Source organism: Sinosporangium siamense (genome assembly GCF_016863435.1).
Taxonomy (GTDB): domain Bacteria; phylum Actinomycetota; class Actinomycetes; order Streptosporangiales; family Streptosporangiaceae; genus Sinosporangium; species Sinosporangium siamense.
Window position 1 is genome coordinate 95,396 of record NZ_BOOW01000010.1, and the last position, 19,038, is coordinate 114,433.

Annotated in this window: 13 protein-coding genes; 7 read left to right on the top strand and 6 right to left on the bottom strand. The window is 70.3% G+C overall.

Translation table 11 applies throughout. The features are described from left to right. Positions 1 to 2: 2 nt before the first annotated feature. The 3 genes from Ssi02_RS08780 to Ssi02_RS08790 are packed head-to-tail and all read right to left on the bottom strand — an operon-like array spanning position 3 to position 3,484. A complete protein-coding gene (locus tag Ssi02_RS08780) occupies positions 3 to 1,391 on the bottom strand; it encodes a family 2B encapsulin nanocompartment shell protein (protein ID WP_204023254.1) in 1,389 nt (462 codons plus the stop codon). Positions 1,392 to 1,445: 54 nt separating this feature from the next. After that, entirely contained in the window at positions 1,446 to 2,378 is a 933-nt protein-coding gene (locus tag Ssi02_RS08785; RefSeq protein WP_204023257.1) for a 4-hydroxy-3-methylbut-2-enyl diphosphate reductase, read from the bottom strand. A gap of 35 nt (positions 2,379 to 2,413) precedes the next feature. Further along, complete coding sequence (locus Ssi02_RS08790; RefSeq protein WP_204023260.1) at positions 2,414 to 3,484, bottom strand: polyprenyl synthetase family protein; 1,071 nt, start codon at positions 3,482 to 3,484, stop codon at positions 2,414 to 2,416. Positions 3,485 to 3,794: 310 nt separating this feature from the next. Here Ssi02_RS08790 and Ssi02_RS08795 point away from each other — a divergent pair, with 310 nt between their 5' ends. Continuing rightward, entirely contained in the window at positions 3,795 to 4,637 is an 843-nt protein-coding gene (locus Ssi02_RS08795; protein WP_204023263.1) for an IclR family transcriptional regulator, read from the top strand. A gap of 66 nt (positions 4,638 to 4,703) precedes the next feature. On the opposite strand, the gene Ssi02_RS08800 is transcribed toward Ssi02_RS08795, so the two are convergent. After that, on the bottom strand, positions 4,704 to 7,994 hold the full coding sequence (locus Ssi02_RS08800; protein ID WP_204023275.1) for an AfsR/SARP family transcriptional regulator: 3,291 nt from the start codon (positions 7,992 to 7,994) through the stop codon (positions 4,704 to 4,706). A 93-nt stretch (positions 7,995 to 8,087) separates the two neighbouring features. Here Ssi02_RS08800 and Ssi02_RS08805 point away from each other — a divergent pair, with 93 nt between their 5' ends. Further along, on the top strand, positions 8,088 to 9,569 hold the full coding sequence (locus Ssi02_RS08805; protein WP_204023277.1) for an MFS transporter: 1,482 nt from the start codon (positions 8,088 to 8,090) through the stop codon (positions 9,567 to 9,569). Positions 9,570 to 9,579: 10 nt separating this feature from the next. On the opposite strand, the gene Ssi02_RS08810 is transcribed toward Ssi02_RS08805, so the two are convergent. Continuing rightward, positions 9,580 to 11,328 (bottom strand): ricin-type beta-trefoil lectin domain protein, encoded by a 1,749-nt coding sequence (locus Ssi02_RS08810; protein WP_204023280.1) that lies wholly within the window; start codon positions 11,326 to 11,328, stop codon positions 9,580 to 9,582. A gap of 102 nt (positions 11,329 to 11,430) precedes the next feature. Then, on the bottom strand, positions 11,431 to 12,411 hold the full coding sequence (locus Ssi02_RS08815; protein WP_204023282.1) for an acetylxylan esterase: 981 nt from the start codon (positions 12,409 to 12,411) through the stop codon (positions 11,431 to 11,433). Positions 12,412 to 12,985: 574 nt separating this feature from the next. Between Ssi02_RS08815 and Ssi02_RS08820 the strand changes: the two genes are divergently transcribed. From Ssi02_RS08820 to Ssi02_RS08840, 5 genes are read left to right on the top strand one after another with little or no spacing between them, the layout of a single operon-like run. Further along, entirely contained in the window at positions 12,986 to 14,317 is a 1,332-nt protein-coding gene (locus Ssi02_RS08820) for a hypothetical protein (RefSeq protein WP_204023284.1), read from the top strand. Positions 14,318 to 14,328: 11 nt separating this feature from the next. Next, positions 14,329 to 15,648, top strand: coding sequence for an ABC transporter substrate-binding protein (locus tag Ssi02_RS08825; protein WP_204023286.1), 1,320 nt, complete (start codon positions 14,329 to 14,331; stop codon positions 15,646 to 15,648). A gap of 4 nt (positions 15,649 to 15,652) precedes the next feature. Continuing rightward, positions 15,653 to 16,561 carry a carbohydrate ABC transporter permease gene (locus Ssi02_RS08830; RefSeq protein WP_204023289.1) on the top strand — a complete coding sequence of 303 codons (909 nt, stop codon included), beginning with the start codon at positions 15,653 to 15,655 and terminating at the stop codon, positions 16,559 to 16,561. Continuing rightward, positions 16,558 to 17,418: a carbohydrate ABC transporter permease gene (locus Ssi02_RS08835; RefSeq protein ID WP_204023291.1), complete on the top strand. Its 861-nt coding sequence runs from the start codon at positions 16,558 to 16,560 to the stop codon at positions 17,416 to 17,418. Before Ssi02_RS08830 ends, Ssi02_RS08835 begins: the two co-directional genes overlap by 4 nt. Beyond that, on the top strand, positions 17,418 to 19,010 hold the full coding sequence (locus Ssi02_RS08840; RefSeq protein ID WP_204023293.1) for a DUF4127 family protein: 1,593 nt from the start codon (positions 17,418 to 17,420) through the stop codon (positions 19,008 to 19,010). Before Ssi02_RS08835 ends, Ssi02_RS08840 begins: the two co-directional genes overlap by 1 nt. Positions 19,011 to 19,038 lie beyond the last annotated feature (28 nt).

Genomic DNA, 19,038 nt, shown 5'->3' on the forward strand with positions numbered 1-19,038 from the left:
CCCTAGCCGACTTCCACGCTCTCCAGGATGCCCAGCGCGTCCGGCACCAGCACGGCGGCGGAGAAGTAGGTCGTCACCAGGTAGGAGATGATCGCCTTCTCGCTGATCCCCATGAACCGCACAGAAAGACCAGGCTGGTACTCGTCGGGCAGCCCCGTGCGGTGCAGGCCGACGACGCCCTGCTCGGACTCGCCCACCCGCATCGCGAGGAACGAGCTTAGCCCGTGCTCACTGATCGGGATCTTGTTGCAGGGCAGGATCGGCACCCCGCGCCACGCCGGCACCTTGTTGCCGTGCAGCTCGGTGGGCTGCGGGTAGAGGCCGCGGCTGTTGCACTCGCGGGCGAACGCGGCGATGGCCTTCGGGTGGGCGAAGATGTAGTGCGGGGTCTTCCACACCTTGGCCAGCAGGGCGTCCAGGTCGTCCGGGGTCGGCGGGCCGGTGCGGGTGTGGATGCGCTGCCCGAAGTCGGCGTTGTGGAGCAGGCCGAAGTCGCGGCTGTTGACGATCTCGTGCTCCTGGCGCTCGCGCAGCGCCTCGACGGTCAGCCGGAGCTGCTGCTCGGTCTGGTTCATCGGCTCGTTGTAGAGGTCGGCCACCCTGCTGTGGATGCGCAGGATGGTCTGGGCGACGCTCAGCTCGTATTCGCGCGGCTTGGCCTCGTAGTCCACGAACGTGCCCGGCAGCGTCGCCTCGCCGACATGTCCGGCGGACAACGCGATCTCGGCTTCGCCGTAGGTGTTGGAGGCGCGGCCGGCGCCGGCGCGGAAGTCGGCGAGGTGCGTGGCGAGCGCGGGGGACTGGGCGGTGACCTCCTGGAACGCCGTGCGGGTGAGGATCAGCGCGGTGCCGGAGGTGATGGCCTTGGCGGTGAAGTCCCACTCGCCGTCGTCGTCGGTGAGGATCTGGTCGCCGAAGTGGTCGCCGTCGGCCAGCACCCCGAGCGTCGTCTCGTTGCCGTAGGCGCCGACCCCGACCCTGCTCACCTTGCCGTGCGCGATCAGGACCAGCTCGTCGGCCTGCTCGCCCGCGGTGACCAGGTTGTCGCCAGGCTCGAAGTCACGCTGGGTGAAACGGCCCGCCAGGGCGGCAAGGACGTCGGTGTCGTCGAAATGCCGCAACGTGGGCAGTTCGCAGAGCTCGGCCGGGATGACCTGCACGTTGGCACCCGTGTTGACGAAGGTGATGCGCCCGTCGCCCACGGCGTAGCTGAGGCGGCGGTTGACCCGGTAGACACCACCGATGGCCTGGACCCAGGGAAGCGCCCGCAGCAGGTGCCGCGTGGTGATCTCCTGCATCTGCGGCACGGACTTGGTCGTCGTCGCGAGATTCCGCGCGGCCGCCGTGCCCAGACTCAGCTGGGAGTGCCCGTTGGGGATGGTTTCCGTCATGACGAGAATGCCCTTCTTTCTCTGCGGTGCTGGGCTGAATGAGCGGAGGGGTGGTTAAAGGTGTTTGCGCAGCTCGTGCGGGAGGGAGAAGGTCAGCGTCTCCTCGGTGAGAGTCACCTGCTCGGTGTCGGTGAAGCCGCGGTCGGCGAGCCACTCCAGCAGGCCCGACACGAGGTGGTCCGGCACGGACGCGCCCGAGCTGACGCCGACCGTCGACACACCCGTGAGCCAGCTCTCGTCGGCGTGTTCCGCCCGGTCCACGAGGTAGGCGGCCTGCGCCCCGGCGCCGAGCGCCACCTCCACCAGACGCTGGGAGTTCGACGAGTTCGACGAGCCCACGACGATGACGAGCTCACAATGCGGGGCGATCCTGGCGACCGCCTCCTGCCGGTTCTGGCTGGCGTAGCAGATGTCGTCGCTCGGCGGGTCGATCAACAGGGGGAACCGTTCACGCAGCCGGCCCACCGCCGCCATCGTCTCGTCGACCGACAACGTCGTCTGCGACAACCAGCTCACGGTGGCGCCGGCCGGCAGGTCCAGCTCGTCGGGGCGGGCGGGGTCGACCACGTGGATGCGGTCCGGGGCCTCGCCGAGCGTGCCCTCGACCTCCTCGTGGTCGGCGTGGCCGATCAGTATGATCTCGTGGCCGGCCTCGGCGAACCGTACGGCCTCCTTGTGGACCTTCGTCACCAGCGGGCAGGTGGCGTCCACCGTGCGCAGCCCGCGCTCGTCGGCCCGCCGTTTGACCTCAGGGGAGACGCCGTGCGCGGAGAACACCACCAGCGCGTCGTCCGGCACCTCGTCCAGCTCTTCCACGAACACCGCCCCGCGGCGGGTCAGGTCCTCCACCACGTAGGTGTTGTGCACGATCTGTTTGCGCACGTAGATAGGTGCGCCGTGGTTGCGCAGCGCCTCCTCCACCGTGAGGATCGCGCGGTCGACACCCGCGCAATACCCGCGGGGCGCCGCCAGCAGCACACGTCCCATGACCGGTTCCCTTCTGCCTGCCTGTCTCCGCCCGATCAACGGGTGCGTCGCACGAGGCCGTCGGCGAGTACGGCGAGGCCCTCGCGGCCCTCCGGCGTGATCGGCGCGGTGCCGAGCACGTCCAGCGCCTCCCGGGCGCGTGCGGCGATCTGCTCCTCCACGTGGCCGAGCGCCCCGGTGCGCACGACGATCCGGCGCAGCTCCTCGGCGCGCTCGTCGTCGAGGGCGGGGTTGCCGTGCCATGTCCGCAGGTGTTCGGCCTCCGCCGGGGTGGCATGTTCGCGTGCGTGCGCGATGAGCACGGTGTTCTTGCCTTCGCGCAGGTCATCGAGTACGGACTTGCCGGTCTGCGCCTCGTCCCCGAACATGCCGAGGATGTCGTCGCGGAGTTGGAACGCTTCACCGAGAGGCAGCCCGAAGCGCGAGTAGGCGTCCAGGAGTGAAGGGGAGCCTCCTGCCAGCGCCGCGCCGATCTGCAGTGGACGTTCCACGGTGTATTTCGCGGTTTTGTACCTCACGACTTGGAGGGCCTGGTCGACCGTGGAGCGTTCCCGCACCTGGGCCAGGATGTCGAGGTACTGGCCGATGATGACCTCGGTGCGCATACGGTCGAAAAGCTCGCGCGCCGCGCGCAACCTGGCCGGGGGCGCGTCGGTCCCTGCCAGCAACTCGTCCGCCCAGGCCAGTGCCAGCGTGCCCATCAGGATGCCCGCCGCCCGGCCGAAGGCCGCGGCCGACGGGCCGGTGTAGAGAGCCGACAGACAGCGGTGCATCGTGGGCCGGCCGCGGCGCAGGTCGCTGCTGTCCATGATGTCGTCGTGGATGAGCAGGCCCGCGTGGCAGAGCTCGAGCGCCGACCCGGCGGCGATGACCTCGTCGCTCTCGTCGCCGCCCGCGCCTCGCCAGCCCCAGTAGCAGAGCAGGGGCCGGAAACGTTTGCCGCCTTCGAGCACGAAGTCGCGGAGTAGCCGGTAGGCGGCCGCCACCTCGGGATCGTCGACGGGGGTGGAGTGGTCGTGCAGGAAGCGGGCCAACTGTTGGTCGACGAGGGCTTTTGTCCGCTTTTCGAGCTCTAAGACCGGCGTCTGTGTGGTTTCCACGGTCATCGCGCGTCCCCCTTCAAGACCCTTGATGCGCGGAACGCTATTGATCGGCTACTGAAAGTAAAAGCGATCATTCCGGATAGTGGAACGTGCCCACGGTATGGAGGCGGGCCTCCCGTCCACGGTCGACCCATGTGTTGTCGCAGCAAACCGGATATGTCTCCGGTGTGGCCACCTGGACGAGGTGTGGACTGTACGATGACTTGGTCACTACTTAACGTAGACGGCTAATTGCCATGGGTAGTCGCGTGTTGATGATCTTTTGGGTGGTCTTTCGGCTGCCCAACGCCGGATAGGTGCGTAGGAAAGAATGTTGACGAACGGCGCTCACGAGGAAACGGTGCTCTCCACGCAGACCGTGCCTGTCCAGGCCCCCAGCAGCCTGGAGAAGGCCATCATCATCCTCACCTCTTTGAGCACGGCGGCGCGGCCCATGAGCCTCGCCGAACTCGCGAGGAACACCGGTCTCCCCAAAACCACCGCATACCGCCTGCTCAACACCCTGTGCCGCAACGGCCTCACCCGGCGGATCGGCATCGACTACACCGTCGGCGACCACCTCCACACCCTCGCGGCCCCCGCCCCCCGCGTCATCCCCGGCACCCGCCGCCTCGTCCTGCCGCACCTGCTCCGGTTGTACGAGATCACCCGCCAGACCGTGAACCTCGGCGTGGCTCGTGGCCTCGAGGTGCATTACCTGGAACGTGTCTACGGGCATGGGCGGGTCACGTCACCGTCCGACGGGGTCGACCGGGCTCCCCTTCACTGCACCGCGGTGGGGAAGGTGCTCCTCGCCTTCGACCACGACCTGAACGCGACGTTCCGCCGCAAGGGCGCCCTCGCCCGGATGACCCGGCACACCGTCACGCGCTTTCCCGTCCTTGACCGTGAACTCCATCAGGTTCGGCGTCAGGGGGCGGCTTACTCCCGGGAGGAGTTCGCGGGCGGGGTCGCGTGTGTCGCGGCTCCTGTCTTCGGGGCGGACGGCAAGATCTGCATGGCGCTTGGGTTGGCCGCCCCTTCCACGCTTTCCCTCACCGAGCTTGTCGGGGTGGCACGCCGTACGGCTAACGCGCTGTCGACCGTGGTCCTCAAGCTTGCTCCGGCGGTCGCCACCGATCCTGCGCTTAGTGGGGGGCCGGGGTTGTTCCTCTAACATCTCCGCAAGTCCTGATATCGGCTGTCCGGATGGGTTTGTCGGTGATTGCAAGATCGGTCCCCCTCAGGTGGGAGACCGGCCGGCTCCTTCTGCGGCGCCCCGGTTGAACTCCACCATGTAAGCGGCCTCACCTAGGGTCTCTCGGGCTGTGGCTGCCGCCCGGTTGACGTCGGTGCGTTCGGCTGGAGGGAGTGGCGCGGACACAGTGGTGCGGGCCGTTGTGGCGGCGCCGAGGAGGCGGGCGGCTGTGGTGGGGTTGCCGGCTAGGGCGTGGGCGGCGGCCAGGCCTTCGAGGGCCAGGGCCACGGCGCGGGGGTCGCCTGTGGTCTGGGCGGCTTTCAGGGCTTGGGTGTGGAGGTCCAGGGCGGCTTCGGCGTTGCCGCGTTGTTCCATGACGTAGCCGAGTTCGGTAAGGCCCAGGGCGGTCGCGGCGGGGGCTTCGGTGTAGGCGAGCCAGCGGCGTAGGTGGGGTTCGGCTTCGGTGAGGCGGCCCTGGCGGCGGGCGCCCATGCCCAGGCCCAGGTCGGCGAGGAGCCGGCCGAAGCGGTCGCCCTGGGCGGCGGCCAGCCGGCTTGCCCGGGTGTGGAGTTCTTCGGCTCGCGCGAGGTCGCCTTCCAGGATGGCGATTCTGCCCAACGCGGTGAGGCTGTAGGGGACTTCGGCGTTCAGGCCGAGTTCTTCGGCTAGGCGGAGTCTTTCGCTGTGGAGGCGGGTGGCCTGGGGGTAGTCGCCTGCCACTTCGGCCAGGAGGGCGGTGGCGGGGAGGGCCTGGAGCCGGCCCCAGCGGTCGCCGAGATCCTCGAACACGGCGAGGGCTTGGGCTCCGTCGGTGCCGCAGCGGCGTAGGTCGCCTCGGGCCTGGGCCTGCCAGGCTCGGGTGCTCAAGGCGGCGGCCTCGCCCCATCGGTCGCCGCGGCGGCGGAACTCCGTCAGCGCTCGTGCCAGGAGTCGTTCGCTTTCGGAGAGTTCGCCGAATGCGAGCAGTGCCGTACTCAGGAACCATTCGGCTCTGGCGCGGCCTTCGGCGTGGGGGAGTCGCTCGTAGGGGGCGAGGGCTGCCTGGGCGGTGCCGACGGGGTCGGTGGGATCGGAGGTCATCAGGGTGGCCGCGCCCAGCCAGGCCGCCGCCGCTGCATGGAGGGCGTCGGCCTGTGGGACGCGGGTGTCTAGGGCGAGGGCTTCGGTGAGGGCGCGGCGGGCCTCGCGGAGGGTGCCGCACAGGTAGTGGTGCCAGAATCGGGCGGTGGCGAGGCGCAGGGCGGAGGTCGTGTCGCACAGCAAAAGGGCGGTGTCGAAGGCCGAGCGCAGGTTGGCGGCTTCGGTGTCCAGGCGGAGCAGCCACGTTCGCTGGCCGGGGCCGCGGAGGTGTTCGTCGGCACGTTCGGCGAGGGTGGTGTAGTAGCCGAGGTGCCGGCGCTGGGTCAGGTGCGTCTCACCGGCCTCTTCGAGGCGTTCGAGGCCATATGCCCTGACTGACGCCAGCAGACGGTAACGCCGTGATCCGTCCGCGCTGTCCGTCGCGGCGATGAGTGAGCGGTCGGTCAGGCGGGCGAGCATCTCCGCCAGGTCCGCCCGGATCCCCGCGGCGAGGTCCCCCTCTGCGGTGCACACGGCTTGGGCAGCGCTCAAGGTGAACCCCTCTGCGGTGCACACGGCTTCGGCGGCCCTCAAGGTGAACCCGTCGGCGTGTACGGCGAGGCGCCGCATGACCACTTGTTCGCCCTCGGCCAGCAGGTCCCAGCTCCAGTCGATCACTGCGCGCAAGGTGCGTTGTCTGCTCGGCATCCCGCGATGGCCGGTGTCCAGGAGCCGGAATCTGTCGTCGAGGCGGGCGGAGAGTCCGTGCACTCCGAGGGAGCGGACGCGGGTCGCGGCCAGTTCGAGGGCCAGGGGGAGGCCGTCGAGCCTGCGACAGATCGCTTCGACGATGGGGGTTGTGTGGGCGTCGAGGATGAAGCCGGGGGCGCCGGCGGCGGCTCGCATGGCGAAGAGTCGCACTGCGGCCGGGTGTTCCGCCGATCCTGTCGTGCTCTTGGTCGGCAGCGGGGGCACCTCGTGGACGACCTCGCCGGGGATTCCCAGCGGTTCCCGGCTGGTGGTCAGGAAACGTACTCCGGGCGCGTTCGGCGCCAGCCTGGCCACCATTGCCGCGACAGGTTCGATCACGTGCTCGCAGTTGTCCAAGATCAGGAGCATGCGCTTGGTGCGCAGCGTGTCCACGAGGTCGGGTCCAAATGGTGGCGCGGCGTGAGGTGTTACCGCTCCCACCGGGCCGGTGGGAGCGGGAATGTCTCCCCAGAGGTTCCCGGGGTCGCCTGGGGAGTGGTGGTCGCGGATGCCTAGCGTGCCGGCGATCGCCTCGCGGATCCGGTCGAGGCCGGCCTGCGGGATGATGCTCGCGAGGTCGATCAGCCACACCCCGTCGGGATGGCCGCCGGTCTGGTCGGCTGCCGCCTCCATCGCCAGTCTCGTCTTGCCGACGCCGCCGGGGCCGGTGAGGGTGACCAGCCGGGACTCGGCGAGATGGCGGCGTACGGCGGCCAGCTCAGGTTCACGGCCGATGAGCCCGGTGAGGGGCACAGGCAGGTTGCCGGTCGCGGGGCCGGCAAGGGAGGGATCCTGGCGGAGGATCGCCGTGTGCAGGGCGACGAGTTCGGGGCCGGGGTCGACGCCCAGCTCGTCGGCGAAAAGGCGGCGGGCACGCTCGTAGACGTCGAGGGCCTCGCCTTGGCGGCCCGCGCCGTACAGCGCTTGGAGGAGGGCGGCGAGCAGGCGTTCCCGGAACGGGTGGCGGGTGACGAGGTCGGTCAGCTCGTCGGCCAGGAGGTGGTGGTCGCCTAGGGCGAGGCGGGTTTCCGCGTGTTCCTCGACGGCGGTGAGCCGCTGGTCGTGCCACCGGGCGACCGCCACCCGCGCGAACTCGTGGTCGGCGAACTCGGGCAGGGCGTGCCCGCGCCACAACGAGAGGGCCCGGTCGAGGCGGGCGGCCCTGGCCGCGGGGGAGGCGGTACGGCGGGCCCGGCCGAGCAGGTCGTGGAAGTGGGACAGGTCGGTGTCGCCGGGGGACAGCCGCAGCCGATAACCGGCCGGGTGGAGGGTGAGGCGGTCGCGGCCGGAGGGTTCGGCGTCGTCCAGCACCGCACGGAGCTGGGAGATCTTGGTGCGCAGCACGCGGGCCGGGCGGGTGGGCGGCCGGTCGCCCCACAGGTCGTCGATGAGGTGGTCGGCCGGCACGGGGCGGCCCTCGTGGAGCAGGAGGTCGGCGAGGAGGGCTCGCACCTTGGCTTCGGGGACCTTGACCTGGGCTCCGCCGGTGTCCCACACCGCGAGCGGGCCGAGCACCCCGAAACGCATAAGGCCACCGTAGCGCGGGGCTCACATCGGAATCTTTCCGGAATTCCTCTCGCGCATCCTCAAAGCTCCTTCCGATCGAAAGGAGCCGACTCGATGGCGGCCGACACGACGCCGAAGGCGGGGGCGAAGGAGTGGCTCGGCCTCGCCGTACTCGCTCTGCCGACACTGCTGCTGGCGCTCGACTTCACGGTGTTGCACCTGGCCCTGCCCCACCTGGTGGCGGATCTGCGGCCCACCGGCAGCCAGCAGTTGTGGATCGTCGACATCTACGGATTCATGATCGCCGGCTTCCTGATCACGATGGGGACCCTGGGGGACCGCATCGGGCGGCGCCGGCTGCTGATGACCGGGGCCGCGGCCTTCGGGGCCGCATCGGTGCTCGCGGCCTTCTCGGTGAACGCCCCGATGCTGATCGCGGCGCGGGCGCTCCTCGGCGTCGCGGGGGCGACGCTGATGCCGTCCACTCTCTCCTTGATCGGCAACATGTTCCGCGACCCCAGGCAGCGCGGGTTCGCTGTCGCCGTGTGGCTGAGCTGCTTCTCCGCGGGCGGGGTCGCGGGGCCGCTGGTGGGCGGGGCGGTGCTGGAGTGGTTCCGGTGGGGTGCGGTGTTCCTGCTGGGGGTGCCGGTCATGCTGTTGCTGCTGCTCGCCGGGCCGAGGCTGCTGCCGGAATATCGCGATCCGGGCGGGGGGCGGATCGACCTGATCGGTGTGGCATTGTCGCTTGCCACCGTCCTGCCGATCGTCTTCGGCCTCAAGGAGATCGCCGAAGGCGGCGCCACGCCGTGGATTGCGATCGCCGCAGGTGCGGTGTCCGGCGTGTTGTTCGTACGGCGGCAGCGCACGATCGCCGATCCCCTGATGGACGTGAGGTTGTTCCGCGATCGCGCCTTCAGCCTGGCGCTCGGCGGGCTGCTCGCGGGGGTGGCCACCCTGGGGGCGTTTGTGCTGCTCTTCGCGCAGTATTTGCAGCTCGTGCTGGCGTTGCCGCCGTTTGAGGCCGGGCTGTGGATGGCGCCCTACGCGGTGGCCAACATCGCCGGTGCCCTGGTGGCGCCCGCGCTCGCCGCCCGCCTGTCCGCGCCCGTAGCGGTGTCGGGCGGGCTGGTGGTCGCCGCCGTGGGATATCTGCTGTTCGCCCAGGTCACGGTGGGTATGGGGCCGTGGCTCGCGGTGGCGGCGAGTGTGCTGGTGACGTTCGGGCTGAGTCCGTTGATGGTGTTGAGCATCGACCTGGTTATGGCGTCGGCTCCGCCGGAGAGGGGCGGGGCGGCGTCGTCCATGTCGGAGACCGCCGGCGAGCTCGGCATGGCCTTCGGGGTGGCCACCCTCGGCGCCTTGGGCGCCGCCGTCTACCGGCTAGCCGTGGAGGTCCCGCCGGGCACGCCGTCTCACCTGGCCGAGGCAGCCCGGGACAGCGTCGCCGGTGCCGTCACGGCGGCCGGCGAGCTGCCCGCCGCCCTCGTGGACGCCGTGCGGGAGGCGTTTGTGACCGGCTTGGGGGTGGTCGGCTATGCGGGGGCCGGGGTCGTGCTGGCTCTCGCCGTACTGGTCGGGGTGGTGATGCGGCGCTGAGCGAGCTCCGTCAAGTGGCAACCCGTTTGGTGACCGACATGTCCGCCTGGGTGGACACGGTGGTCTGGACGGATGCGCTGTTGTTGCTGGTGGCGGGGTCGGTGACGCCGGTCGGGGTGGTGACGGTGGCGGTGTTGGTCACGGTGCCGGTCGCGGTGGTCGGCAGGGTCGCGGTGATCGTGAAGACGGCGGTGCCGCCTGGCGCGAGGGTGACCGTCGTGGCGATCGTGTTGCCCGTGCCGGTCGCGGTGGTGCAGGTTCCGCCGGCGCTCGCCGCGCAGGTCCAGGTGACCGGGGTGAAGACTGCGGGCACGGCGTCCTGTACGGCGGCGCCCGTCACCGTCGTCCTGCCGGGATTGGTGACCGTGACCGTGTAGACGACGGCGGCGCCCGCGAAGCCTTGGGCCGGGCCCTGTTTGGTGACGCGCAGGTCGACGGGGGACATGACGACGACGGCGGTGGCGGTGTTGTCGGCGGAGACCGGGTCCAGGGACTTGGGCCCGGTCTCCGCCGTGGCGCTCACGGCGAAGGTCGCGGTGGCGTCGGCGGCGGCGGGCACGGTCGCGGTGACCTGGAAGGTGACCGGCGTGGAGACGGCCATCGCGGTGGTCCTGGCACAGGTGCGGGTGGCGAGCACGCAGGTCCAGTCGCCGCCGCTCGCGGTGAGGGCGGTGGCGGTCAGCGCCGCGGGCCAAGTGAAGGTCGCGGTTGCGGCGTCGGCGGCGTCGGGGCCGAGGTTGGTGAGGGTGAAGCCGAGTTGCGCGGACTGGGCCGGGTCGCTCGTCACGGTGGCGGTGGTGGTCGTCATGCTCAGATCGGTGCTGAGGGGGACGACCTCGACCACCAGGGTCGCGCTGTCGTTGCCCGTGACGTCCTGGACGCCGGTCACCGCGGCGGTGGCGGTCACCTGGTATTTCGTGCCGACCGTGGCGGTGGCGGGCACCGTGAAGGTGCGTGTGACGCTGCCGGCGGTGCCGGGGGTGACGTTGCTCGCCGTGCACGAGGTGGTGGCCGAGCAGGTCCAGTTGACGGCTGTGGTCCCGGTCATGGTCACACCGGTGGGGACGGTGATGGTGAGGGTGGCGCTGGGGGCGGTCTGATGGTTCGGGTCATTGCTGGTGTTGAACGCGGCGACCGAGGTGGATTGTCCTGGTTTGATCTTTAGGGTGGTGGCCGCCGGATAGGGCGTCGTGACGGAGATGTCACTGAAGCCGAAGCTCCACCGCTGGTGATCTGTGTTGGAGCAGCCCGCCGCGACGACCGCCGTCCCGGCCGGGGGGTTGCCCGTCTGCGAGTCGGCGCAGAACAGCGTGGCGACGCTGCCGGTGTATTGGAGGCTGTTGCTCGCGGCCAGGAAGGTCCAGTTCTGGGTCAGGGAGCCGCTGCACGTGGTCACCTGCAGCTGTGACCCCGGCGAGGGGACGACGAGCGGCATCGCGAGGCAGAGGCCCGCGCCGTTGCGCAGCGTGGTGCCGCTGAAGGACCACTGCTGAGTGAGCTTGGTGGCGTCGCAGGTTTGCACGGTGACCACGCTGCCCGACGTCGTGCCGGAGTCCAGGCAGATGGTCCGCTGATTCAGCAGAGAGATCAACACTCCGCCGTTGGCACGCCGGGCCGCGCCGTCCGCAGGGGTCTGAGGCGTCAATCCCCAGACCGCCATGAGTACGGCGGCGGCTAGGAATGTCCACCGCGTTCCCACCAGCATCGTTCTGCCCTCCGAGGAGCCGTGGCGCAGAACGGCCGCTGTCCCGGCCTGCATGTGCACACACCACGAGTGACTACATAGAGTGATGTAAACACTACATATCGCGTCCGAAGGTGTGTCGCCCACCCCGGCCTGGCGTGCCCAGGCCTCCGCTCGTCAGCCCGCCGCGAACAGCTCCCGCAGATAGTGCAGCTGCCTCTCCACCTGTGCCCCGCTGCCGCCCTCGTGGTTGTTCCACGGATATACGACGATCTCCTTCGGCCCCGCCCAGTGGTTGTAGGCCGCGAACACCGTGGACGGCGGGCACACGTCGTCCATCAGCGCGACCGAGTAGAGGGCGGGGACCCGGCCGCGGGCGGCGAAGTTCAGGCCGTCGAAATACGACAGAGTGCGGAACACTCGCTCCTCCATGCCCCGCTGCGCCGACAGGAACCGCACGATCTCCCGGTAGGGGTCCGCACCGGTGATCTCCACGGCGCGGCGGAAGTGGGAGAGGAACGGCACGTCGATGAGCGCGGCCCGCACGTCGCCGCGGAGCCCGGCGACGGCCTGGGCGATGGCGCCCCCCTGGCTGCCGCCGGACACGACGATCCTTTCCGGGTCGACGGCGGGGTGCGCGGCGGCGGCGTCGACCGCGCGCACGGCGTCGGTGAACACCCGCCGGTAGTAGTAGTGCTCGGGGTCGAGGATGCCCCTCGTCATCATCCCCGGCGCCTCGGCGAACGTGCCGCCGCCCGGATCGGCGGTGCCGCCGGGACTGTCGAAGCTGCGCCCGCCCTGCCCGCGGGCGTCCACGACGAGTACGGCATAGCCGGCGGCCGGCCACACCAGATGGTGGTGGGGGAAGCCCCGTCCCGTGTTGTAGCCGACGTACTCCACGACGCAGGGAAGTCTTTCCCCGGCCCCGGCCGGAGTGATGAACCACGCGTTGACCGGGTGGCCGCCCCAGCCGGCGAAGGTGGCGTCGTGGACGTCAACGCCGGTCAGCGGGAGGTCGTGCCGCCGGAAGCCGGCCGCCACGTCGAACGCCTTCGCCTCGTCGAGCGTGCGGGACCAGAAGTCGTCGAAGTCCTCGGGCTCGGGACGCTCCGGCCGATAATCGCGCAACTCATCGAGGGGCATATCGAACAGCGGCATGGGCACTCCCGTCGCTCAGGCAAGGGTTGTTTTGGGCTAATAACGGTCTATATCAGCATTTGGGGGGCCCAGGCCACGGGTGCCCAGGGACACAGGCCACGCAGGCTCATGCCGTACGGCCTGCCGGACACGGTGGCGGGCGTGTTCGGCAGGCCGTGAGGGGGAGTGGGCCGGCGCCGGGTGGCGGGCGTGTTCGGCAGTGATTGCTCACGCTCTTTGTCCGGTCGACCACGGGGACGAGGGCTCGCTGGGCGCGTGGGCCGCGGCGCCCGCGCCGGTCACCGAGAGTACGGCGACCGCGGTCAGAGTCGTGCCGAGGAGTTGAGCGCGCAGGCGGCCTGAGCCTGAGCGATGTGCAGTCAGACGACGCGCACTGCCCATGGATCCGCCAAGTGATGCGTATAACTAAGTGGAAGTGCGATCATTCAAGGTGGGGCACAGCTTTCATGTCAAGAGGCGCGAACGTAACTCCCGGTGACGATTGACAATTCACCCACGCTTGTCCCACTGTTGGTTATGCGCATCACCTCGGGGGAGTCCGCCAAGCGAGTTATGCGCATCACTAGGAGGTACGATGAGCGCATCGCTGTCCCGCCGGCATCTGCTCGCAGCCGCCGCAGCCGTGCCCGCGGCGGCCGCTCTTGGGGCGCCCGCCTGGGCCGCCTCGGCCACGAGCCCGCCCGGACATCGCGGTGTCAACAATGTCGTGGGGCCCATGCCCCGCCCCGCCCGCATCGAGAACGACCCTGAGCTGGAGCACCAGTTCGACGTCGAGTTCGACAACTCCGTCGGCGGCGCCGTCACCCACGTCGCCCTCGACGGCACCCGCACAAAGCTCGGCAACGTGCAGCGGCCCGCCACCGCCAGTGTGAAGGCCAACGACGGCTTCTGGGCGTCGAAGTATTCCCGCGCCCTGGACGGCACACCCGGCCACGCGCTCGCGGTGTCGGTCTACGTCCTGCGCTTCAAGGTCGGCCCCGGGGCGAAGTACGACCCGCACGACCAGCGCGCCTGGACCACCAGCCTGGTCAACGTCCGCCCCGACCGCTTCCACGGCGCCGACCACGGCAAGTGGCTCGCCGACACGATCTACACCGACATCGAGGGCGGCACCAGCATCTTCGGCGGCGGCGCCTCCCCGGCGGTCGGGTCGCCGCTGAAATACCTCGACGAGGCCAGCGGCAAGTGGCGCCCCATCCACAAGTACTTCGAGGACGACTTCACCCGTCCCGTGCCCCGCCACCTGCGCATGTCGGTCTACAAGCCGGTCACGCAGTACGGTTCCCCCACCTTCGTGGAGTTCGAGAACTGGGCCGCGGGCGACGAGGTCGCCGGCCGCGTCAACGAGAACAACGGCCGCATCCTCGTCGGCTACCCAGGAGGCGTCGTGCGCCACGTCGCCGACGTCGTGCAGCGGGTGCGCGGCAGCGGCCGGTTCGGCGGCACCGAGTTCGCCGAGATCGGCCAGATGGACACCAACCACCCCGGTGCGCTGACCTTCTCCACGTCGCCCCGCACCGGCTTCAGCTGGGACCCGAACGTCCGCGGCGGCTTCCAGATCGTGCCCGCCAACCACGTGAAGTACCTCAGCAACGACCTCGGCCAGAACTCCTTCATCGACAAGCCCCAGTGGCTGATCGTCGGCCCCGTCGGCGGGACCGCCGCGACGCTGCGCGACACCCGCTACCTGATCGACGGGCAGCTGTCCTTCACCCCGGGCTGGGAGGGCGTGGCCCCCCTCTTCGGCCTCTACATGCGCACCCACATGCGCTTCGAGCTCTCCAAGGATTACGGCGCGACCTGGGAGCAGAGCCCCAACCTGGTCGGCGTGACCGAACCCCCGGCGTCACCGGTCAACACCTGGACCAACATCCGCGTCAACATGAACTACCCAGCAGGGCCATGAAGGGAACACCGATGAAGCGCCCCCACAAGCACCGCCCGTGGCGCGTTCTCGCCGCCGCCCTGACCACCGGGCTGGCGTTGTCCGCCTGCGGCGGCGGTGGCGGCGCAGGCGGCACCGCGGCGAGCGGCGGGGACAAGACCCTGCGGGTGTGGTTCCCCGGCAACCTCAGCAACGAGGTGACCTGGGTGAACGGCACGCTCGTGCCGGCCTTCGAAAAGCAGCACCCCGGCGTCGACGTCCAGGTCGAGTTCGTCGACTGGGCCAACCTGTCGACCCGCCTGTCCACGGCCTTCGCCGGCAACACCGCGCCCGACGTCTTCGGGCACGGCAACGCCGCCGCGGCGGGCTTCGCCGACGCCGGCCGCATCCAGCCGCTGGACGAGCAGGTCGCCGCGCTCCCCGAGGCCGACCGCACCGACCTCACCTTCCTGAACGACGGGAAAGTGGGCGGCAAGCAGTACATCATGCCGCTGCGTGGCTTCGGCTACCTCGTCGCATACCGGAAGGACCTGGTGAAGGAGGCGGGGCTCGACTTCGCCACGCCGCCCGCCACCTGGGAGGACCTGCGCGCCGCGGCCGGCAAGCTGGCCCAGCGCGAGGGCGGCAAGGTGACCCGGTCGGGCCTGCTCATGCCGGCCGACAACACCATCAGCATGTCCCAGGCGTTCGGCACCCTGCTCTTCCAGGCGGGTGGGAAGTTCCTCGCAGGCGACGGCAAAACCGTCACCTGGAACGCTCCGGAAGGTGTGGCCGCGCTCGAACACCTCACCGGGCTCTACCAGGGCTCCGACGCGGTGAGTTCCGGTCTCGGCGAGAAGACCGCCAGCACCGGTGCCCAGCACCCCCTGGCCACCGGCCGTGCCGCGATGGCGCTCGTGGACGACGCCACCCTGAAGACGATCCACGAGCAGTCGCCCGAGCTCGCCGAGAAGATCGGCGTGCTGAGCCCCGTCAAGAAGGCCGAGGCGGTCTCCTTCGGCGGCGCCGGCAACGGCATGTTCATCAGCGCGAAGACCAAGCTGAAGAAGGAGGCCTGGGACTTCATCTCCTTCATGCTCAAGCCGGAGAACGTCAAGGCGTACTCCCTCACCGTCGGCGGCATCCCCGCCCGCACCTCGGTCGCCAAGGACCCCGAGCTGACCAAGGTGTCCTACCTGGCGCCGTTCATGGAGGCCGCGCCGCAGTTCCGCGGCAACCCCAACGTGGCGACCTGGACCCAGTTGCGCGACGCGCTGGGCAAGGAGATCGAGAAGGCGCTGCGCGGCACCACCCCGCCGCGTAAGGCGCTCGACGACGCCGCGGCGGCCGCCGAAGAGCTGCTCAAGGGTTGATCCGGTGAAAACCACCTCCACTGCCGCGTCTCGCCGGGTCTCCCCGTCGAGACGCGGCCAGCGGTCGGCCGCGTGGGCGATGGTCCTGCCGGCCACGATCATCCTGTTCGTCGTGGTGGCCATCCCGATCGGCTACGGCTTCTACCTGAGCCTGACCTCCTACAACCCGGTCGAGACCACGGGCCCGAGGTTCCACGGCCTGGCGGGCTACGCCGAGGTGCTCACCTCGGCGGAGTTCTGGCGGGCGCTCGGGGTCACGGGAGCCTACGCCGTCGGCACGCTGATCCTCACCGTGCCCGCCGCCCTCGGCCTCGCGCTGCTCGTCAACGGCAAGTTCCCCGGCGTCGGCCTGTTCCGCGGGATGATGTACCTCCCGCGCGTCGTCTCCCTCGTCGCCGTCAGCATGATCTGGCTCTGGCTCTACTCCCGCGAGGGCTTCTTCAACTACGCGCTCGACCTGGTCGGCCTCGACCCGGTGGAGTTCCTGACCGACGAGTCCACGGCTCTGCCGTCCCTGATCGTCATGCGTGCCTGGAAGGCCCTGGGCGGAAGCATGATCATCTTCCTGGCGGGGTTGCAGACCATCCCGCAGGAGCTGATCCAGAGCGCCGCGGTCGACGGCGCGGGCCGGCTGCGCACCTTCCGGCATGTGACCCTGCCGCTGCTCATGCCCATCACGACCTACGTGGTGGTCGTCGACCTCATCTACCTGGCGCAGTCCTTCTCCGAGATCTACATCCTCACCTCGGGCGGACCCCTGGGTTCCACGACGGTGGTGAACATGCTCGTCTACAAGCAGGCGTTCGAGAACTTCCAGCTCGGCGAGGCGAGCGCCATGGCGTTCGTGCTCTTCTGCATGATTTTCGCGCTGGCCTACGCCAACGTGCGGCTGCTGGGAAGGAGCAAGAAGTGAAAGGCGCCTGGCGCTGGCGCCGCACCGCCGTAGTCGCCCTCGTCACCGCGGTGGTGATGCTTCCCTTCTGGTGGCTGCTGTCGCTGGCGTTCAAGCCCGAGACCGAGGTGTTCAGCTACCCGCCGAACCTGCTGCCGCGCGAGTGGACCCTCGACAACTTCGCCTACGTCTGGGAGACCACCAACCTGCCGGTGGCGCTCACCAACAGCGTCGTCGTCGGCGTGCTCACGGTGCTCTCGAACGTGATGGCCGCCACCGCCGCGGGCTACGCCTTCGCCCGGCTGAAGTTCGCCGGCTCGCGCCCGCTGTTCGCCGCCACCCTCGGCGCGGCCATGGTGCCCGCCGTCGTGCAGCTCATCCCGCTGTTCCTGGTCACCCAGAGGTGGCCCCTCGCGGGCGGCAACGACCTGTTCGGCGAAGGCGGCAGCGGCCTGCTCAACAGCTACGCCGGTCTGCTGCTGCCGCTGCTCGTGCAGCCGCTGAACATCTTCCTCGCCCGGCAGTTCTTCCTCGACCTGCCCGAGGAGATGGCCGAGGCGGCACGCCTCGACGGCGCCTCCGAGCTGCGCATCTTCTGGAGCGTCTACCTCCCGATCGCGCGCCCGGTCGTCGCCACCATCGGCGTGTTGTCGTTCACCGGCGCCTGGGAGGACTTCCTCTGGCCACTCGTGGTCGTCTCCTCGCCGGACATGCAGACGCTGCCGCTCGCGCTCAGCACCTACGCCGCCAGCGGCGTCGTGCAATACGGCCCGCTCATGGCCGCGACCGTCATCGCCACGATCCCCGTCGTCGGCGTGTTCCTCGCCGCTCAGCGCCACTTCGTGCGCGGACTGGCCTCCGGAGGTGTCAAGGGCTGATGACCCACGTCGTACTGCTCCCGCTCGACGACCGCCCGGTCAACACCGGCAACGTCGCCGACCTCGCCGCGGCCGCCGGCGCCACCCTCACCCTGCCGCCGCCCGGCCTGCTCGGCCCCCGCGGCGCCGCGTCCGACCTCGACGCGGTCGCCGCCTGGCTGGTGGAGGCCGCCAAGGACGCCGACGCGGTCGTGGTGTCGGTCAACCAGCTCGTCCACGGCGGCTACGTGCCGTCGCGGCGGACGGGCGAGGGGATCGCCGACTGGCTGCCGCGCCTTGAGGTGCTGCGGCGGCTGCCGGCCGAGATGCCGGTGTTCGCCTACGCGGTGCTGATGCGCACCAAGGACCAGGACGACGCGAGCACCGAACCCTCCTACTGGGACTCCCACGGACGCGCCTTCTTCCGCTTCTCACAGGAGCTCTACCGCGCCGAGCACCCCCCGGCCCCCGGCCAGGACGGTGTGTACGGCAAAGCCCCCCTGACCCGCCCCCCGATCGCGGCGCCCGCCCTGCCCGCGGGCGCCGCCGGAGGCCGCGGCGCGGGTCCGCTCACGACGGACGGGGTCGAGCGGGCCCGTGCCGTACTCCCCGAAGGAGACGCGCGCGACTGGGTGCGGCGCCGCCTCGCGCTGCACCAGCTCCACCTCGCCTGCGTCGAACTCGCCGCCGAGGGGGTTCTCGACCACTTCGCCGTGCTCGCCGAGGACACCACCCTGGAGAGCGTCTCGACCAGTGAGCGGGAGTGGCTCGACGTCTGGATCACGAGGTTCGGCGCCGGCGACCGGGTGATGTGCTACCCCGGCGCCGACGAGGCGGGCGCGGTGTTCTTCGGCCGGGCCCTCGGCCTCGGCCGCGACCTCACCGCCGCCGTCGTCTGCGAGGTGCCGGTCGGCCTCTCCGCCGTGGCCGTCTACGAGGACGTGCCGGTGGGGGAGACCGTCGCCGCGCAGGTGCGGGCCGCGGGCCTGCGCCAGGTGCCGGAAGCGGAGGCGGCCGACCTGGTCGTCGCCGTACACCCCCCGATGGGCACAGGCGACGGCGAGATGGCCGACCGCTACTTCGACGCCTGCACCCCCGCCTCGCCCGAGCGGCTGTCCGCCGCCCGGCGGCTCGCCGACCGGGTCGCCGGGCTCGTCGCGGCCGGCCGCCGCGTCGTGGTGGCCGACGTCGCCGACGCCAACGGCTCCGACCCGGCCCTCGTGGATGCCCTGCGCGAGCGGATCGCCCTCACCGATCTGGCCGGCTACGCCGGGTGGAACACCGCGGGCAACTCCATCGGCAGCGCCGTCGCCCAGGGGTGCGCCGCCCTCGCCGGCGGCCCCGGCTCCACCGCGAAAGCCGTGGCGCACCGCTTTCTTGACGACTTCGCATACCAAGCGGGGGTGCGCCGTGCTGTGATCAACGGTGATCCGGACGCGCTTGCCGGATTGGAGGAGCGTTTCGCGGCCTTCCCGGAGTTCGCAGGTGCCTACCGGGTGCGGCCCGGCAGCGTGTGTCTGCCCTGGGGCCGTCCCTTCGAGGTCGACTTCGCGCTTGAGGACGTGGGGGACCGCGACGTGGAGGACAAGGACCTGGAGGGCAGCCAATCATGACCATCCACATCGCCGTCACGGAGACGGG